Consider the following 16,210-nt stretch of genomic DNA (forward strand, 5'->3'; position numbering starts at 1 on the left):
GCTTTAGTCTTTATGTGTCTGCTCCACTCGGCTGACCAAATGCCCTTGGCCCAGCCGAGTGGTAATGAGCTGACCTGGTTTCACTTCGGTCGCGTCACGTACAAGTTGCTGCTGCTCGTCGAATGTCATCGAATAACCGCGGGCTAAGGTGTTGAGCGGGCTAACAATATGCAAGGCTTGCTGCTGGGCCACAAAGTGCTTTTGTTTGTTTCGGACAAAGGCCCGCATGGCGTGCTGTAAGCGGTTTTGCAGTTGGCTTAAATTGCTCTTTAAACTTTGAATGTCCCGCTCAGGGTGTTGTTGCTGCAAACGGTGCAACAAACTGAGGTGCTGTTGGGTTTGCTGGCGTAGGCGTTGTTGCATACTGCGCAGTAAGCGTTCATTCAGGCCGTCGAGCTGCTGCGACTGCTGTTCTATCCGGCGTTGCGGGTTTAAGGGCTGTAAACGCGCGTGTAAGTGCCGAACCAAGGTTTGCTTCCCCTGAAACTGAGTATGCCAAGCTCTGACACTCCGCTGCTCAAGCTGTTGTAAATGGCGAGCATAGTGCTGCATATCTTGGCTTAATAGCTCGGCTGCGGCAGAAGGAGTGGCCGCGCGTAAGTCTGCTACAAAGTCGGCTATGGTAAAGTCCACTTCATGGCCCACGGCACTGACTGTCGGTAAAGGACAGGCGGCAATATCCCGGGCTAAGCCTTCGTCATTAAAAGCCCACAAGTCTTCCAACGAACCGCCGCCACGGGTAATCAGCAGTGCGTCTACTTCGTTGCGCTGCACCGCCCGTGATAAGGCGTAGCGTAAAGCGCCAGGGGCTTCCTGCCCTTGAACTTGGGCCGGGTATACAATGACGTGCAAGCTCGGGTCGCGGCGCTGAAGCACCGACAGCACATCATGCAAAGCTGCTCCGGAAGGCGAGGTAATAACACCTAGTCTGCGGACGCGCTCAGGCAACGGCTTTTTTCGCTCTGGGGCGAACAGGCCTTCTGCCGCTAAAGCACGTTTTAATGCTTCAAACTGTTGTTGCAGTAAGCCTTCACCGGCGGGCTCTAAGTGTTCTACAATCAGCTGATAATTGCCGCGGGGCTCGTACAAACTAATGCGACCCCGCACCATGACTTGCATGCCGGCATTAACAGGTACACGCACTCGCTGATTATTCCCCCGGAACATGGCACAGCTAATTTGCGCGTCATTGTCTTTTAAGCTGAAGTACCAATGGCCAGAGCCTGGGCGAGAAAAGTTGGATACTTCGCCCACCAACCAAACCTGACCCCATTGTTGCTCAAGCAAATGGCGCACCTCACGGTTTAACCGCGTGACCGTGTATATGTCGCGCTGTGCAGCAGCGGGGGGAGTGGTTATCATGGTGTTACGACCCTTATACGAAGAATTTTCAAATTTTAGTTTACTGTATGCGTCGGAGTGAGTAAAATACCGCCGCAACATTGTACCCACCTGCAATGCCCTCTAGGTGGTTCAAAAAGAGAGAGATGTTGCCATGTTACGACTTGCCCAAGAAGCTTTAACGTTCGATGACGTACTACTTTTGCCTGCACATTCCACTGTGCTGCCGCACCAAGCAAATTTAAACACAAAGCTAACCCAAGACATTGAATTAAAAATACCTTTGGTTTCTGCTGCTATGGACACAGTAACCGAAGCACGTCTTGCTATTGCCTTAGCGCAAGAAGGCGGCATGGGCTTTATTCATAAAAACATGAGCATTGCCGAGCAGGCTGCGCATGTACGCCGTGTGAAAAAATACGAAAGCGGCACCGTGTCTGACCCAGTCACAGTGACCCCAGAAACTACCTTGCAAGAAGTGAAAGCCCTCACCATAGAGCACGGCTTTCACGGCTTTCCAGTGGTAGAAAATGGTCGCTTGGTTGGTATTGTGACAGGCCGCGACACACGTTCAGAGCACTCCCAGCATTTAAAAGTAGCCGACGTGATGACCCCGGAAGAGCGCTTAATTACCGTCAAAGAGCACACAGAAAGCGACGTCATTCTTGAGTTGATGCATAAGCACCGAATTGAAAAAATTCTTGTGGTCGACGACGCCCACGCGCTAAAAGGCATGATCACCCTAAAAGACTTTGAAAAAGCAGCCAACAAACCCAATGCCTGTAAAGACAGCCAAGGCCGCTTGCGTGTAGGTGCCGCCGTTGGTGTAGGTGCTGGCACAGAAGAGCGGGTTGCGGCTCTGGTAGAAGCGGGCGTGGACGTTATTCTTGTAGACACCTCACACGGCCATTCAGAAGGCGTAATCGAGCGAGTGAAGTGGGTGCGGAAAAACTACCCAGACATGCAAATTGTGGGTGGGAACGTGGCTACGGGCGAAGGCGCTAAAGCCCTCGCCGATGCCGGTGTAAATGCCGTAAAAGTAGGCATTGGCCCGGGCTCTATTTGTACCACGCGCATTGTAACCGGTTGTGGCGTGCCACAAATTACCGCTATTTCCAATGCGGTGGCAGCCCTTGAAGGCCTGAACATCCCCGTTATTGCTGACGGTGGCGTCCGCTTCTCCGGTGATATTGCAAAAGCAATAGCCGCTGGCGCTAGCAGTGTCATGGTGGGTAGCATGTTAGCCGGTACCGAAGAAGCACCGGGTGAAGTCGAGCTTTATCAAGGCCGCTACTACAAGTCATACCGCGGTATGGGCAGCTTAGGCGCTATGGATCAAAGCCACGGCTCATCAGACCGCTATTTCCAGTCTTCAAACCAAGCCGACAAGCTTGTTCCTGAAGGCATTGAAGGACGTGTGGCTTATAAGGGGCCTATTAGCAATATAATTCACCAGCAAATGGGTGGTTTGCGCTCGGCGATGGGGCTGACAGGCTCCGCCGATATTGAAACCTTACGGACCAAGCCAGAATTTGTAAAAGTGACGGCTGCAGGTATGGGTGAGTCCCATGTACACGACGTGCAAATTACCAAAGAAGCACCGAATTATCGTTTAGGTTAATTGTTATCTGCGGCCAGTTTCTGGCCGCGCTTACTTTAAAGTGGACACCATGACACAAGACATTCATCAGCATCGTATTCTCATTCTCGACTTTGGCTCTCAATTTACGCAGCTTATTGCCCGCCGTGTGCGCGAAATTGGTGTGTACTGTGAGCTTTGGGACTGGGAAACCAACGAAGAAGAAATACGCAGCTTCAACCCTGACGGAATAATCTTGTCGGGTGGCCCTGAAAGTGTCACAGAAGCAGGCTCGCCGCGCGCGCCGCAGTACGTATTCAACGCCGGCGTACCGCTTCTAGGCGTGTGCTACGGCATGCAAACCATGTCGGTACAACTAGGCGGAAAAGTGGAAGGCTCCACCGAGCGTGAATTTGGCCATGCCCGCGTAGAGCGTATGGGCGAAAGCGCATTTTTTGCCAACATTGAAGACGCCATAAGCGAGTCGGGTGCGCCATTACTCGACGTATGGATGAGCCATGGCGACAAAGTCATTGAAATTCCGGAAGGTTTTACCACCATTGCGAAAACTGAGCATTGCCCCCATGCGGCAATAGCCAATGAAGAAAAGCGTTTTTACGGCGTGCAGTTCCATCCAGAAGTAACGCACACCAAGCAGGGCTTGCGTATGCTAGAGCACTTCGTTGTAGACATTTGTGGCTGTGAAAAGCATTGGACTCCGGCTTCCATTATTGACGACGCTATTGCCCGCATTAAAGAGCAAGTGGGCGACGGTAAAGTCATTCTTGGCTTATCGGGTGGGGTAGACTCCTCGGTTACCGCCATGTTGCTTCACCGTGCCATTGGCAAGCAGCTTACCTGTGTATTTGTGGACAATGGCTTGCTGCGCCTGAATGAGGGCCAACAGGTTATGGACATGTTTGGTGACCACTTCGGTTTAAACATTATTAAAGTCGACGCAGAAGAGCGCTTCTTGTCGGCCCTTGCTGGCACCAGCGAGCCAGAAGCCAAACGTAAAATTATTGGCCGTGTGTTTATCGAAGTATTCGACGAGCAAGCCAAAGAGCTCACAGACGTGAATTGGCTGGCGCAAGGAACCATTTACCCCGACGTGATCGAGTCAGCAGGCTCGAAAACAGGGAAAGCGCAAGTGATTAAGTCGCATCACAATGTGGGCGGCCTTCCAGAAGACATGAAAATGGGCTTGGTAGAGCCACTGCGCGAGCTATTTAAAGACGAAGTGCGCAAAATTGGACTTGAACTCGGCTTACCTTACGACATGCTGTACCGCCACCCTTTCCCAGGGCCAGGTTTAGGTGTACGGGTATTAGGGGAAGTAAAGAAAGAGTACTGCGACCTATTACGCCGTGCCGACGCCATTTTCATTGAAGAACTATACAAAGCCGACCTATACCACAAAGTCAGCCAGGCTTTCGCTGTGTTCTTGCCAGTGAAAAGTGTGGGCGTTATGGGCGATGCCCGAAAATACGACTGGGTTATTGCCGTGCGCGCGGTTGAAACCATCGACTTTATGACAGCACGTTGGGCCCACTTACCGTACGAGCTATTAGAGCGCGTTTCTAACCGCATTATCAATGAAATCGACGGCATTTCACGGGTGGTGTACGACATTTCAGGCAAGCCACCTGCCACCATTGAGTGGGAGTAAGTGACCCATAGGAACTGCTTGCCAAGAACACTGTTATCTTGCATGCAGTTCCTGTACTTTATTAGGTAACTTACTATTAATTGAGAGAAATGCAGATGAATGCAGAGCTAGGTTGGCTTAGCTTATTGCCTTCTTTATTGGCCATTTTAGTGGCTATTATAAGCCGGCGTGTTATTTGGGCCTTACTAGGCGGTGTTATTTTTGCGTATGGCTTACTATATAGCCCAGACCTAAGCACAGCCGCACTAGCTGCGGGTGAAGGCTTATACGGTACCTTGGTGGACCCAGGTAACCTCATGCTGTGGGGGTTTACTTTAGCGATTGGCGCCCTGTTTGGGGTGCTAGAGCAAGGCGGCACCTTCGGTAGCTTTGTGCAGGCGCTGGAAAATAAACAATGGGTGCATAGTCGCAAGCGCGCTCGTTTGTTTACTTGGGTATTGGGGGTGATTGTATTTATCGAATCCAACGTGTCCATTATGACCTCGGGCACCACGTCTCGCCCTGTGTACGACCGCTTGGGTATTTCCCGGCAAAAACTTGCCTACATTATCGACTCCACTTGTGCGCCTGTCTGTATTCTGATTCCGCTTAATGCTTGGGGCGCGTTTAACCTCGGCCTCATTGGCCAGCAGGAAGTAGAGCAGCCGCTTATGGTGTTTGCGGGCTCTGTACTCCTAAATGCTTATGCTATTTTTGCCTTATTCTTAGCCCTGTGGGTGGCGTGGACCGGCTGGACCATAGGCCCCATGAAAGCCTACGAATTAACCGCACAAGACGACTATGCTAAGCGTCAAAGTACCACCAAAGCAGCGCCTGATGCAGTGAATAAAGGGGCTGTCGCCACCGTTATTCTAAGCCTTGTCAGTATGGTTGTGCTGGTGCCGGCCATGTTGGTGTATACGGGCGACGGCAAATTGGTGGCAGGCAGCGGCATGTTCAGTGTGTTTGTGGCTATTTATGCTGCGCTTTTTATAGCCATCGTGGGCACCCTAGTGTCGATTCCAAATTCTGTGGGAAATGTCGTGCGAGGCATAGTACGCGGAGCGCGAGACATTTTGCCGCTGGCTGTTATTCTTTGGCTAGCGATTGCGCTTGGCGATGTTACGAAAAGCCTCGGCACGGGCGACTATTTAACAGGCCTGCTAAACACATCCGTGCCCTTTATGCTTATCCCTGTTTTAGTGTTTATTCTCTCGGGTATAACGGCTTTTGCCATTGGCTCGAGCTGGGGCACCTTTGCTTTAATGATTCCGTTGGCCGTCCCTTTGGCGTTAGGATTAGGCATTCCGGTGCCTTTACTGATTGGTGCGGCACTTGCTGGGGGAATTTTTGGCGACCATGCTTCGCCAATTAGTGACACCACTATCATGGCGTCCTTGGCCTCAGGCTCTGACCATATTGCCCATGTGCGCACACAGCTACCCTATGCGCTGCTGGCCGCCGCAGCGACCATAGTGTTTTACTTGCTGGCAGGTATGTTTGTTGAAGTGACCCGTGTGGCAAGCTAGGAACATCAGGGAATGAACAGCAAACAGACAACAGACAGCCTAGCGCAAGCGGACGCATACTTTATGCAACAAGCCATGGCGGAAGCACAAGCAGCAGAAGCCATTGGCGAGGTGCCGGTTGGGGCTGTGGCTGTGTATCAAGGGGAGATTATTGCGCGGGGGCATAACCGAGTTATTACCGACCTCGACCCGTCTGCTCATGCGGAAATGGTGACCCTACGTGCTGCGGCGAAAGCTTTGGGTAATTACCGGCTAGGTGACGTCACTTTGTATGTCACCTTAGAGCCCTGCTCTATGTGTGCCGGGTTGTTAGTGCATAGTCGCATTCAGCGATTAGTGTTTGCCGCGCGGGACCCGAAAGCAGGGGCAGCGGGCAGTGTGCTCAGTATTACCCAACACCCAAAGCTAAACCATCAGGTAGACATAACCGAAGGGTTGTTTGCAGAGGAATGCTCCAACATGCTGAGCGAGTTTTTCCGGCTACGGCGTGCTGCTAAGAAGCGTCTTCGTCAACAGCAAAGTTAATGTAGTCTGGGTCTAAACATACATTACCCGTGTGGCTTCTTTCGTGCACTTCATTCAAGTAAAACCACTTCCGCTTTCGCTCCATAACCCGGTGACTTAAAGCGCGAAGTTTTTGGTGGCGACGCTCATTCCGCTTTTGCTTATACAAAGGCCGATGTCCTGCTTTAGGCATGAAAGGTACCTATTTGCCGCATGTTGTATGTGTAGTTCTAGCAAGTCTTTCCGCAATTTGCCAGCACAAAAAGTGCTGGTGAAGCTTAATCGGCTAACACACCAGAGGCAGCCTCAGGGTAAGGAATACGCCCCTGTTCATCGAGCCACTTTAAGGTGTCGTAATAGCGGCGAATATTCCCTACATAACGAACTGGTTCGTCGCCGCGTGCATAGCCGTATTGAGTGGTGCGGTAAAACTGCTTTTGTCGCAGTAACGGCAAGCGTTCGCGCACGTCTATCCAGTAGTCGGGGTTGCCGCCTTGGCGTTCGGTAATAATACGGGCGTCGTTTAAATGACCCATGCCCACGTTATAGGCAGCAAGGGCAAACCAGGTGCGATCTGGCTCGGTAATGCGGGCCGGAATACGCTGGTGCAAAAGCGCCAAGTAGCGGGCACCACCACGAATACTTTCCTCCGGGTCTAGGCGGCTACGCACACCCATAGCATGGGCAGTAGGGAGGGTGAGCATCATTAATCCTCGTACGCCGGTTGGCGAGCGTGCCCAAGGGTCCCACAGAGACTCCTGATAGCTCACCGCGGCGAGTAAACGCCAGTCGAGGCCACCTGCATAGCGTTGAAACATGTCCAAATACTTAGGCAAGGTGTGTTCTACCGCAGCAATAAAAAGCTGCGTGTCTACATAGTTAAACTCTTGCACATGGCCAAAGTAGCGGTCGGTCAGTTTGGCGATATGGCCCGTGTTATGTTGGCTACCAATGTACTCAATGGCCGAAGCATAGAGGCTGTCGTCACTTTCGTTTGGGAACACCCAGGCCAGAGGCACCTTGTCGCGGACTGTAAAGGCAATACTTAAGTCGGGATAATACCTGCGCCTAATATTTAAATGGTGCGAGTCCACAATGGCAAAATCTATTTCTTCGGCCATCACTTGGTCGAGTAACTCGTCGGCGTCATATAAATGTGTGCTGGACCAGTTTAAATGAGGGTGTAGGGTGCTAATACGACGTAACAATTCTTCGTGACTGCTGTCGCTCACCACCCGAATACGGCCTTGTACCTGGCTCCAGTCGCGGGGGCGGTCGCGGGTGCCTTGTTTATATACCAGCTTTTGTTCAATAAAGTTGTACGGAGGGCTGAAGCGTAAGTTGTCACGACGCATGGCGGTGACATCGAGCCCTGCCGCTAAAAAGTCCACTTGCTTGTGTTCTAACAAGGTCCAAAGTTGGCGTATGTCCAGCACCTGCGTAACTTCTAGTTGTACGCCCAGCTGCTTTGCCAAGCCGTTGGCTAAATCATATTCAAAGCCACCGCGCAGACCATTACGCTCTTGGAAGTTGGTTGGGGTCATCAGGGTGCCAATGCGGAGTTCACCGCGCTCAAGCACGTGGCGCAAGCGGCTGTGCTCAATGGGCTCAGGCGCGAAAATATTGAGCCACAAAGGAATGATCATGACCAAGCCAAGCACGGTAGCAGCGCGAAGAATTCTAAATAAAACAACGCGATGCGCTGGTTGTAGACCTTGCTTAGTAGGTGAAGAATCAGATGCCATACACACTCAGTTAATCATTTCATTTACAATATTTATACCATTTAAGCGAAAGAAGTGCAGGCTTATCTGCTTGCATATTTGCCACAATGTTTGTTGTCGCAAAGTGTTGGAGAAATCAGTATACTATTGCGCCATCTAAAGTATCCCAGAATTTACCTGGAGCCGGACCTGTGATTATACTTCAAGGTGCTTCTGCACTCTCAAACTTTCGCGCTGAAAAGCGCTTGCAACAACTACGTAGCGCGGGCATTCAAGCCACAGGCATTGAAGCCCATTACTTTCATTTTGCTGAACTCAGCGCAAACTTAACAGATGCAGAGCAAGCTCAACTTGCCAAGTTGATTGGCGGGCACGTTGTGCCGACGCCGAGCTTACATGGGCAAGAGTTTGTAGTCGTACCCCGCTTAGGCACCATTTCACCTTGGTCTTCAAAGGCTACTGATATTGCCCATAACTGCGGTTTGCAGGCGGTAAAGCGCCTTGAGCGTGGAGTTTTATGGCATGTGGAAGGCGACCTCAGTGCCGACGATATGCAGCAAGCAGCGGCGCTACTTCATGACCGTATGACCGAAAGTGTCTTGCAGGACATGGCAGCAGCTACGCAGTTATTTGCAGAGCAACAGCCGGCGCCCCTGATTAGCATCGATATATTAGGTGCAGGCAAAACAGCCCTTGAGCAAGCCAACGAAGAAATGGGCTTAGCTTTAGCCGAAGACGAAATTGATTACTTATTCGAAAACTTCAGTGCCATGCAGCGCAATCCCACCGATGTGGAGTTGTACATGTTTGCGCAGGCCAACTCGGAACACTGCCGCCATAAAATATTTAATGCGGACTGGACCATCGATGGGGTGAAGCAGCCTAAGTCCTTGTTCAAAATGATCAAGAACACCAACGAAGTGACGCCAGACTATGTGTTGTCAGCTTATAAAGACAACGCGGCGGTCATGGAAGGCAGCGAAGCGGGACGATTCTTCCCGAACGAAAATTACGAATACAATTACCATCACGAGCCCATTCATATTTTAATGAAGGTGGAAACTCACAACCATCCAACGGCTATCTCTCCTTACGCAGGTGCGGCTACAGGGTCTGGCGGTGAAATTCGTGATGAAGGCGCTACCGGCATTGGCTCGAAACCAAAAGCAGGCTTAACGGGCTTTACCGTGTCGAACTTACGTATTCCAGGGTTTGAACAGCCTTGGGAGCAAAACTTTGGTCGTCCAGGCCGTATTGTCAGCGCCCTCGATATTATGGTGGAAGGCCCCTTAGGCGGCGCCGCCTTTAACAATGAATTTGGCCGTCCGAACTTACTGGGTTATTTCCGCACTTACGAAGAAGAAGTGGTGAGCTTTAACGGGAAAGAAGTCCGTGGTTTCCACAAGCCCGTCATGATAGCCGGTGGTTTAGGAAACATCCGTGAGAATCACGTACAAAAGCGTGACATTCCAGTGGGTGCACCCTTGGTTGTGTTGGGTGGCCCCGCCATGAATATCGGCTTAGGCGGAGGCGCCGCGTCGTCCATGGCGTCGGGCGAGTCGGCAGAAGACCTCGACTTTGCTTCCGTACAGCGGGAAAACCCTGAAATGGAACGCCGTTGCCAAGAAGTGATTGACCGCTGTTGGCAGCTAGGAGAAGACAACCCCATCGCCTTTATTCACGATGTGGGCGCAGGTGGTCTTTCGAACGCCTTACCAGAGCTTGTGAACGACGGTGAGCGCGGTGGTGAGTTTAAATTACGCGCTATTCCAAACGACGAACCGGGTATGCCGCCTGTGGCTGTATGGTGTAATGAGTCACAAGAGCGTTACGTACTGGCTGTGGTGCCGGAGCGTATGGCCACCTTTGAAGCCTTATGTAAGCGTGAGCGCGCACCGTTTGCGGTGGTAGGTGAAGCTACAGAAGAGCGCCACTTACGTTTATACGACGAAGTATTTGATAATAATCCAGTGGATATGCCGCTGGATGTACTGCTTGGCAAAACCCCAAAAATGCACCGCATTGCCGAACGCCTAGAAGCCAAAGGCGACGACTTTGCAGTGGAAGGGGTGGACGTGACCGACGCAGTAGAGCGCTTGTTGCGTTTACCGGCCATTGCCGAAAAAACCTTCTTAATTACCATTGGGGACCGTTCAGTAACGGGCCTTGTGGCCCGCGACCAAATGGTTGGCCCGTGGCAAATACCTGTAGCCAACTGTGCCGTGACAGCAGCTTCCTACGACAGCTACGCAGGCGAAGCCATGGCCATGGGTGAACGTAGCAACACCGCCTTGTTAAATCACGGTGCCTCGGCACGCATGGCAGTGGCGGAAGCCATTACCAATATTGCAGCCACGGCTATTGGTGACATGAAGCGGATCAAACTGTCTGCTAACTGGATGTCAGCCGCCAGCCACCCGGGCGAAGAAGCCGGCTTGTACGAAGCGGTTAAAGCCGTAGGTGAAGAGCTGTGTCCTGCGCTGGGTATTACGATACCTGTGGGTAAAGACTCCATGTCAATGAAAACCCAGTGGCAAGAAAACGGTGAAGAAAAAGCGGTTACCTCGCCCATGACCTTGGTGATTACCGCCTTTGCCCGGGTAACAGACATACGTCAAACGGTTACGCCACAGTTGCGCCCGGAACAAGGTGGTAAGCTTGTTCTTATCGACTTAGGGCGTGGTCAAAACCGCATGGGTGCTTCGGCACTTGCACAAGTGTATCGTAGCCTAGGGCAAACGCCCGCAGACCTTGACGCACCAGAGCATTTAGCGTTTTTCTTTGAGCAAATACAAGCGCTGGTAGCCAAAGAAGAGCTGATTGCTTACCACGACCGTTCCGACGGTGGCTTATTTGTCACCTTGGCGGAAATGGCCTTTGCGGGTCACTGTGGCGTGTCCGTAGCCTTGCCAGAAGGTGTGGATGCAAAAGCAGCTTTATTTAGTGAAGAGCTAGGTGCCGTTATTCAGGTGTCGGAGCAGACAGCTGAAAGGCTCACACAAGTCTTTGCGGACGCGGGCTACAGTGACATGTTGGTTGAACTTGGTCAGGTAACTTCTGCAGACGAAGTGACGATTAGCCAAGGCGCCGAAACAATTTATCAAGCACAGCGTTCACGTTTACGCACTGTGTGGGCTGAAACCACAGACCAAATGCAGCGTTTACGCGACAACCCAGCCTGTGTGGACGAAGAAAAGGCCATAAAAGCCGACGTGAATAACCCAGGCTTACACGCAGAGCTTAGCTTTGATAGCAGCGACGACGTTGCTGCACCGTATATTTTAAAAGGCGCAGCACCGCAAGTGGCTATTCTGCGTGAGCAAGGCGTAAACAGCCATTATGAAATGGCAGCCGCCTTTGATCGTGCTGGTTTTAAAGCCATCGACGTGCACATGAGCGACATTCTATCGGGCCGCCAAGACCTCTCCGACATGCAGGTGCTCGCTGCCTGTGGTGGGTTCTCCTATGGTGACGTGCTAGGTGCTGGAGGCGGCTGGGCGCGGTCTATCCTGTATAACCCGCGGGCACGGGACGCATTTAGCGCCTTCTTTAACCGGGCGGATACCTTAAGCTTAGGTGTTTGTAATGGTTGCCAAATGCTGTCCACCTTGAATGAGCTTATTCCAGGTACGGAAGACTGGCCGAACTTTGTCACCAACCGCTCCGAGCGCTTTGAAGCTCGTGTGGCTATGGTGGAAGTGCAAGAAACCAACTCACCTTGGTTCCAAGGAATGGCAGGCTCACGTATGCCTATCGCTGTGTCCCATGGTGAAGGTCGTGCTCAGTTCCGCCAAACCGAAGACGCCATGGCCCTTAATGAGCGTGCGGGTGTTGCGTTACGGTATGTAGATAACTATGGCCAGGTAACGGAACAGTACCCTGCGAACCCGAACGGCTCAGCCCAAGGGGTGACCAGTGTCACCAGTGCCGACGGCCGTGTTGCCATTATGATGCCTCACCCAGAGCGGGTGTTCCGAAGTGTCGCGAATTCCTGGTACCCAGAAACCTGGGGCGAAGACGGTGCTTGGATGCGCTTATTTAGAAATGCACGCGTTACCCTCGGGTAACGCGAGTGTATGAAAGGAAGCCCACCTTAGTTGTGGGCTTTTTTGATCCAGTCAATATATTGTTTGGCAATATCCGTGTGGTCTTGCTGGCCTTGAAAGTGGCTGGCCCATGGACCAATGGCAATGACAGGAACGTCTTCCCCGGTGTGACCACCCGTGGTAAAGCCGCTGCCCGTATGAAAGCGCACAATGTCCACAAGGATCTTGTTAATTTCACGCCATTTGTCACTACTGGTTAGCGCCGCGACCGTATTCAATTGGCTTTGTTGTTCGGTGCTTAGTGGAAACGGAATGTGCTGACTAATAAAGTCTTGCCAGTCCACCAGAGGCATATCTGCGAGCTCGGTAGCAATAGAGCGTAAGCTTCGGTTAATACGGTTTACTTTAGCTGCGCGCCACTGGTATTGACCGTCAGCACCGAGTGTTAAACCACCGGTAGAATGGTCGGCGGTGAGTACGAGTGCCGTATCACCACGCTCATCCACATAGTCGGCTAAAAAGGCTAAAGCCAGCTCTAGCTCTTTCATTTCGTGCATAGCACAGGCAATGTCATTGCCATGGCCGCACCAGTCAATCATGGACGCTTCAATCATCAGCACATAAGGCTTGTCTTGGGTGGCTAATAGGCGCAGCGACTCTTGCACCATTTGCGCTAAGCGTGGCTTATCGTCAATCACATACGGGAAATTATTTTCGTGCATGAACGCAGCGACCGGCAATTGACGCTGTTGTGTTAGCTCAGCGAAGCTTTCCACGACATTCACACCACCGGCTTGCATATCGCTTAGGTAGTCCACGTGTTCGCCGTCGTCATTGGTAAAACGAAACTTGTTACTCCCACTGCCCACAATCAGGTCGAATACATACTCGCCCTTGGTATTCGGTGTGGCGAACTGGCGGGCAATGTCATGTTCCATGCGGCGGCTCGGCACATGGGTGAAAAAGCCTGCAGGGGTAGCATGGGTTAAACGCGTGGTGGCCACGGTTGCGGCTAAGTAACCGTTGTCTTTTGCAATTTCCATCATGGTGGTCAACGGCTTGTGGTCGGCATCCACGCTAATGGCACCGTTGTAAGTTTTAATGCCTGTGGCTAAAGCAGTTGCACCGGCTGCAGAGTCCGTAACCCAGGTGTCGTCGGCAGGGTAGGTGCTGGCGGTACCCACAAAGTAACGGTCAAACAGGGTACGCTCAACGTCTGCCACATCCGTATGGGCGCGGCCGTCTTTAAAATAACGGTAAGCCGACAGGTAGGGCATACCCATGCCGTCGCCTATAATTAAAATAAGATTCTCAGGAGTTTCTTCAGCCTGACTGAAGGGGCTGAACATCAAGCTTGCTGCAGTAAGCAGCGTTACGAGCCATATACGCATAGTTTAAAGCCTCAATAAAAAATTAACGACGTCGGTTTTGTTCTCGGTTTTCTATCTTACTGGCATCACTTTTCCGAATCATGACATAGGTGGCACCTGCACCGCCGTCACTTTTCTGAGCTGTGTGAAAGGCTAATACCAAAGGTAAGTCTATTAACCATTGGTAACATAAGCTTTTGAGGAGGGCGGGGCGGTCTTTGCTGCGGCTGCCTTTACCATGAATAATTAAGGCGGTCCGCACATCGCGGCGGTGACATTGCTCAATAAAGTGAGCAATTTCAACACGTGCTTTGGCCACACGCATTTTGTGCAAGTCGATGGATGCGTCGTAGCCATACTTGCCGAGTTTGAAGTTTCTAAAAACGGCTTTTTGAATGCCTGCGTCGCACCACTCCAGAATACCTTCAGGTTCAACCCACTCGCGCACTTCGTCCGTCAGGCCTGCGCCTGGGTCTGTTTGCGCTAGCGAAGTCGCCGCTTTTCGCCGCAGCGCATGGGCTAAACCTTTTTCCGAACCAAAGCTTTGTATGGCTACAGGATCATTTTTTATAGGCTTCACTTCTGCCATAAAGTCAGGCATTAGTTCACCTAAGAGTTCATTAAACCCGGGTTGGTTTTTATTGGCCATTGTTCACCTCCACCGCCAGCTTGCCTAGTCTAGCAAATATTACCGAGTGTGGGAGCAATGGCGAAGTGTTATTGCAGAATGACCATGTCCCTGGCTTGAATGCCTACTAACGGCTCGCCCGAGACACTGCGTAGCTCACTGGAGCTTGCATATACTTGGGTGACTTCAAGTTCAGTGGGGTTTAGAACCCACTGCTCACGGTATTGGCCAAGCTCATCTAAAAATCCGCCTCGGTGTAAAATACGGGCACGAGTGCCAATACTAAGCTGCTGACGTTCGCCTAAATTACTGTGAATAGCCCCGTCGCTGGCGCGGACCACCAACCCTTTCACCGGCGTGCACTGCACTTTTTGCTCTAAGCCATACACCAAGTCTCGCATCTTCGCTTCTAGCTCCTGGCCAAACCCTTGGCGCCAGAATAGCTCGCTATGTACATCTACTGCGGCATTATAAGGGTAGTCCCAGTCCGCCTCACCGGTAATACTGGCGGTGGTAATCCGCTCGCCACTATACCCGTCCAGCAGGTATAAGCTTAATTCAAATTGGCGGTTGTATTTGGGGTGGCGCCAAAAAAGCAGGCGAGGTCCTGGCTGCGGTGTGGCACTGATGTCGTGAAACACCCCAGCAATAATGTATTGACTATTGAATTCGCGGGCTTGTCGGCGGGTAAAGTCGGCAAGCTGTTCCGTATGGTTTCCAGTCAGGTAGCGGGTAAGCCCAGGGTCGCTTGGCAGCGTTTGGCTGACTATAAGTGACTGGCTGTGTTGGCCCACAAGGCGGCTAAAGCGGAAGGAGCTGGCCGCATCGAGTTCATACACTTGCCCGTGAGCTAAGTGCTCCCGTTGTGCTACAGCAAAGGGAGTAATCAGCACACTGCGTTTCACACCATGGTCTTCACAGGCGTTCACATTGGGCCGAACAAGGGTACGCAAGGTGACTTCATGACGTTGGCCGTTTGTGCGCTCGCGTACTAAGGAAGCGTGTTCAATCGCGCCGTTGCTGCGCCACTGAAGGCGTTGGCCAGTTAATACGCCATTTACGACGTCTTCCACGCTATGCACGGTTCCACCTGCAAGGTCTAGGCTTTCTCTGAGCGCATTTTCAATGGCACGCTCTCGGGCCGCCTCCACATTTCCATTGATAATAGGAGCCCAGCCACGGGTTTCATACCAGTCAGCGGTATAGCCTGTGCCTGCATATACAAGCGCAAGAAGGAATAGGGTAAGTCGCCACATTTTTGACACCTTTGCTGATGAAAACTATTTTCACCCTTAACTATGCAGAATACGTGCCGATACAGATAGCAAGAGAAAAAGAGAAAGGACAGAGTACATGGCAAAGTTATTTGTTCGCCACCCGTTACAGGGTATCGCTTGTGCGGCTTTCCTGCTAGGCGCAGTGGGTTGTACAAGTATGGAGCGTCACATTGAGTACCAAACCATTGCACCCGATGAGTACCCTGTTATTACAGCGACAGGGTATGCGCCAGTTGCCAGCCAGCAGGGCGACACGGAGGCGACACGCATTCTGCAAGCCATGCGTGCTTCACGGCTGGAAGCTTATCGAGAGCTAGCCGAGCAGGTGCAAGGGGCTTACTTAACGGGTGAAACTAGAGTGGCCGACATGATGCTACAAAGCGATCAGTTCCGAAGTGAAGTAACGGGCCTTATTCGTGGTGCGGAAGTGGTTCGTAGCTACCCTGTGGGTGAGTATTATGCGACTGAGTTAAAGGTAGACTTTGAGCGCTTGCATAACGTGTACATAAGTACTGCACAGCCAACGAAATTGAAAAGCATTCACTTTTACTAAGTGGGGGTTGT

At 51.7% G+C, this 16,210-nt stretch carries 12 protein-coding genes; 6 read left to right on the top strand and 6 right to left on the bottom strand.

Annotation, left to right across the window (positions count from 1 at the left end; genetic code table 11):
* Positions 1–3: 3 nt before the first annotated feature.
* Entirely contained in the window at positions 4–1,362 is a 1,359-nt protein-coding gene (gene xseA, locus CWE15_RS06205; RefSeq protein WP_126757212.1) for an exodeoxyribonuclease VII large subunit, read from the bottom strand.
* A gap of 133 nt (positions 1,363–1,495) precedes the next feature.
* On the opposite strand from xseA, the gene guaB reads away from it, so the two are divergent.
* The 4 genes from guaB to tadA all read left to right on the top strand — a co-directional run bounded on the left by guaB (position 1,496) and on the right by tadA (position 6,622).
* Positions 1,496–2,962, top strand: coding sequence for an IMP dehydrogenase (gene guaB, locus CWE15_RS06210; RefSeq protein ID WP_126757213.1), 1,467 nt, complete (start codon positions 1,496–1,498; stop codon positions 2,960–2,962).
* Positions 2,963–3,011: 49 nt separating this feature from the next.
* Positions 3,012–4,589, top strand: a complete 1,578-nt coding sequence (gene guaA, locus CWE15_RS06215; protein ID WP_126757214.1) for a glutamine-hydrolyzing GMP synthase — start codon at positions 3,012–3,014, stop codon at positions 4,587–4,589.
* Positions 4,590–4,678: 89 nt separating this feature from the next.
* The gene (locus tag CWE15_RS06220) at positions 4,679–6,097 is read left to right on the top strand and encodes a Na+/H+ antiporter NhaC family protein (RefSeq protein ID WP_241971855.1); all 1,419 of its coding nucleotides are present in this window, start codon (positions 4,679–4,681) and stop codon (positions 6,095–6,097) included.
* A gap of 12 nt (positions 6,098–6,109) precedes the next feature.
* On the top strand, positions 6,110–6,622 hold the full coding sequence (gene tadA / locus CWE15_RS06225; RefSeq protein WP_126757215.1) for a tRNA adenosine(34) deaminase TadA: 513 nt from the start codon (positions 6,110–6,112) through the stop codon (positions 6,620–6,622).
* On the opposite strand, the gene CWE15_RS06230 is transcribed toward tadA, so the two are convergent.
* Together CWE15_RS06230 and mltF are read right to left on the bottom strand one after the other, a co-directional pair.
* Positions 6,591–6,794: a hypothetical protein gene (locus CWE15_RS06230; protein ID WP_126757216.1), complete on the bottom strand. Its 204-nt coding sequence runs from the start codon at positions 6,792–6,794 to the stop codon at positions 6,591–6,593. The two genes, tadA and CWE15_RS06230, sit on opposite strands and share 32 nt — an antisense overlap.
* Positions 6,795–6,879: 85 nt before the next feature.
* Positions 6,880–8,346, bottom strand: a complete 1,467-nt coding sequence (gene mltF / locus CWE15_RS06235) for a membrane-bound lytic murein transglycosylase MltF (protein WP_126757217.1) — start codon at positions 8,344–8,346, stop codon at positions 6,880–6,882.
* A gap of 170 nt (positions 8,347–8,516) precedes the next feature.
* Between mltF and purL the strand changes: the two genes are divergently transcribed.
* Positions 8,517–12,392 (top strand): phosphoribosylformylglycinamidine synthase, encoded by a 3,876-nt coding sequence (gene purL / locus CWE15_RS06240; protein WP_126757218.1) that lies wholly within the window; start codon positions 8,517–8,519, stop codon positions 12,390–12,392.
* 26 nt (positions 12,393–12,418) lie between these two features.
* Here purL and CWE15_RS06245 read toward each other — a convergent pair whose 3' ends face one another.
* The 3 genes from CWE15_RS06245 to CWE15_RS06255 form a co-directional block, all read right to left on the bottom strand.
* Positions 12,419–13,762, bottom strand: coding sequence for an alkaline phosphatase (locus CWE15_RS06245; protein WP_126757219.1), 1,344 nt, complete (start codon positions 13,760–13,762; stop codon positions 12,419–12,421).
* Positions 13,763–13,784: 22 nt separating this feature from the next.
* A complete protein-coding gene (gene smrA / locus CWE15_RS06250; RefSeq protein ID WP_126757220.1) occupies positions 13,785–14,390 on the bottom strand; it encodes a DNA endonuclease SmrA in 606 nt (201 codons plus the stop codon).
* A gap of 68 nt (positions 14,391–14,458) precedes the next feature.
* Positions 14,459–15,625: a flagellar assembly protein T N-terminal domain-containing protein gene (locus tag CWE15_RS06255; RefSeq protein WP_126757221.1), complete on the bottom strand. Its 1,167-nt coding sequence runs from the start codon at positions 15,623–15,625 to the stop codon at positions 14,459–14,461.
* A 97-nt stretch (positions 15,626–15,722) separates the two neighbouring features.
* Here CWE15_RS06255 and CWE15_RS06260 point away from each other — a divergent pair, with 97 nt between their 5' ends.
* Complete coding sequence (locus CWE15_RS06260) at positions 15,723–16,199, top strand: LPP20 family lipoprotein (RefSeq protein ID WP_126757222.1); 477 nt, start codon at positions 15,723–15,725, stop codon at positions 16,197–16,199.
* Positions 16,200–16,210 lie beyond the last annotated feature (11 nt).

Source organism: Aliidiomarina taiwanensis (genome assembly GCF_003987015.1).
GTDB lineage: Bacteria > Pseudomonadota > Gammaproteobacteria > Enterobacterales > Alteromonadaceae > Aliidiomarina > Aliidiomarina taiwanensis.

What these genes read in the sequence shown, in the direction of transcription:
- xseA (WP_126757212.1), bottom strand. Translation starts at nt 1,362, where the DNA reads ATGATAACCACTCCCCCCGCTGCTGCACAGCGCGACATATACACGGTC.
- guaB (WP_126757213.1), top strand. Translation starts at nt 1,496, where the DNA reads ATGTTACGACTTGCCCAAGAAGCTTTAACGTTCGATGACGTACTACTT.
- guaA (WP_126757214.1), top strand. Translation starts at nt 3,012, where the DNA reads ATGACACAAGACATTCATCAGCATCGTATTCTCATTCTCGACTTTGGC.
- CWE15_RS06220 (WP_241971855.1), top strand. Translation starts at nt 4,679, where the DNA reads ATGCAGATGAATGCAGAGCTAGGTTGGCTTAGCTTATTGCCTTCTTTA.
- tadA (WP_126757215.1), top strand. Translation starts at nt 6,110, where the DNA reads ATGAACAGCAAACAGACAACAGACAGCCTAGCGCAAGCGGACGCATAC.
- CWE15_RS06230 (WP_126757216.1), bottom strand. Translation starts at nt 6,794, where the DNA reads ATGCCTAAAGCAGGACATCGGCCTTTGTATAAGCAAAAGCGGAATGAG.
- mltF (WP_126757217.1), bottom strand. Translation starts at nt 8,346, where the DNA reads ATGGCATCTGATTCTTCACCTACTAAGCAAGGTCTACAACCAGCGCAT.
- CWE15_RS06245 (WP_126757219.1), bottom strand. Translation starts at nt 13,762, where the DNA reads ATGCGTATATGGCTCGTAACGCTGCTTACTGCAGCAAGCTTGATGTTC.
- smrA (WP_126757220.1), bottom strand. Translation starts at nt 14,390, where the DNA reads ATGGCCAATAAAAACCAACCCGGGTTTAATGAACTCTTAGGTGAACTA.
- CWE15_RS06255 (WP_126757221.1), bottom strand. Translation starts at nt 15,625, where the DNA reads ATGTGGCGACTTACCCTATTCCTTCTTGCGCTTGTATATGCAGGCACA.
- CWE15_RS06260 (WP_126757222.1), top strand. Translation starts at nt 15,723, where the DNA reads ATGGCAAAGTTATTTGTTCGCCACCCGTTACAGGGTATCGCTTGTGCG.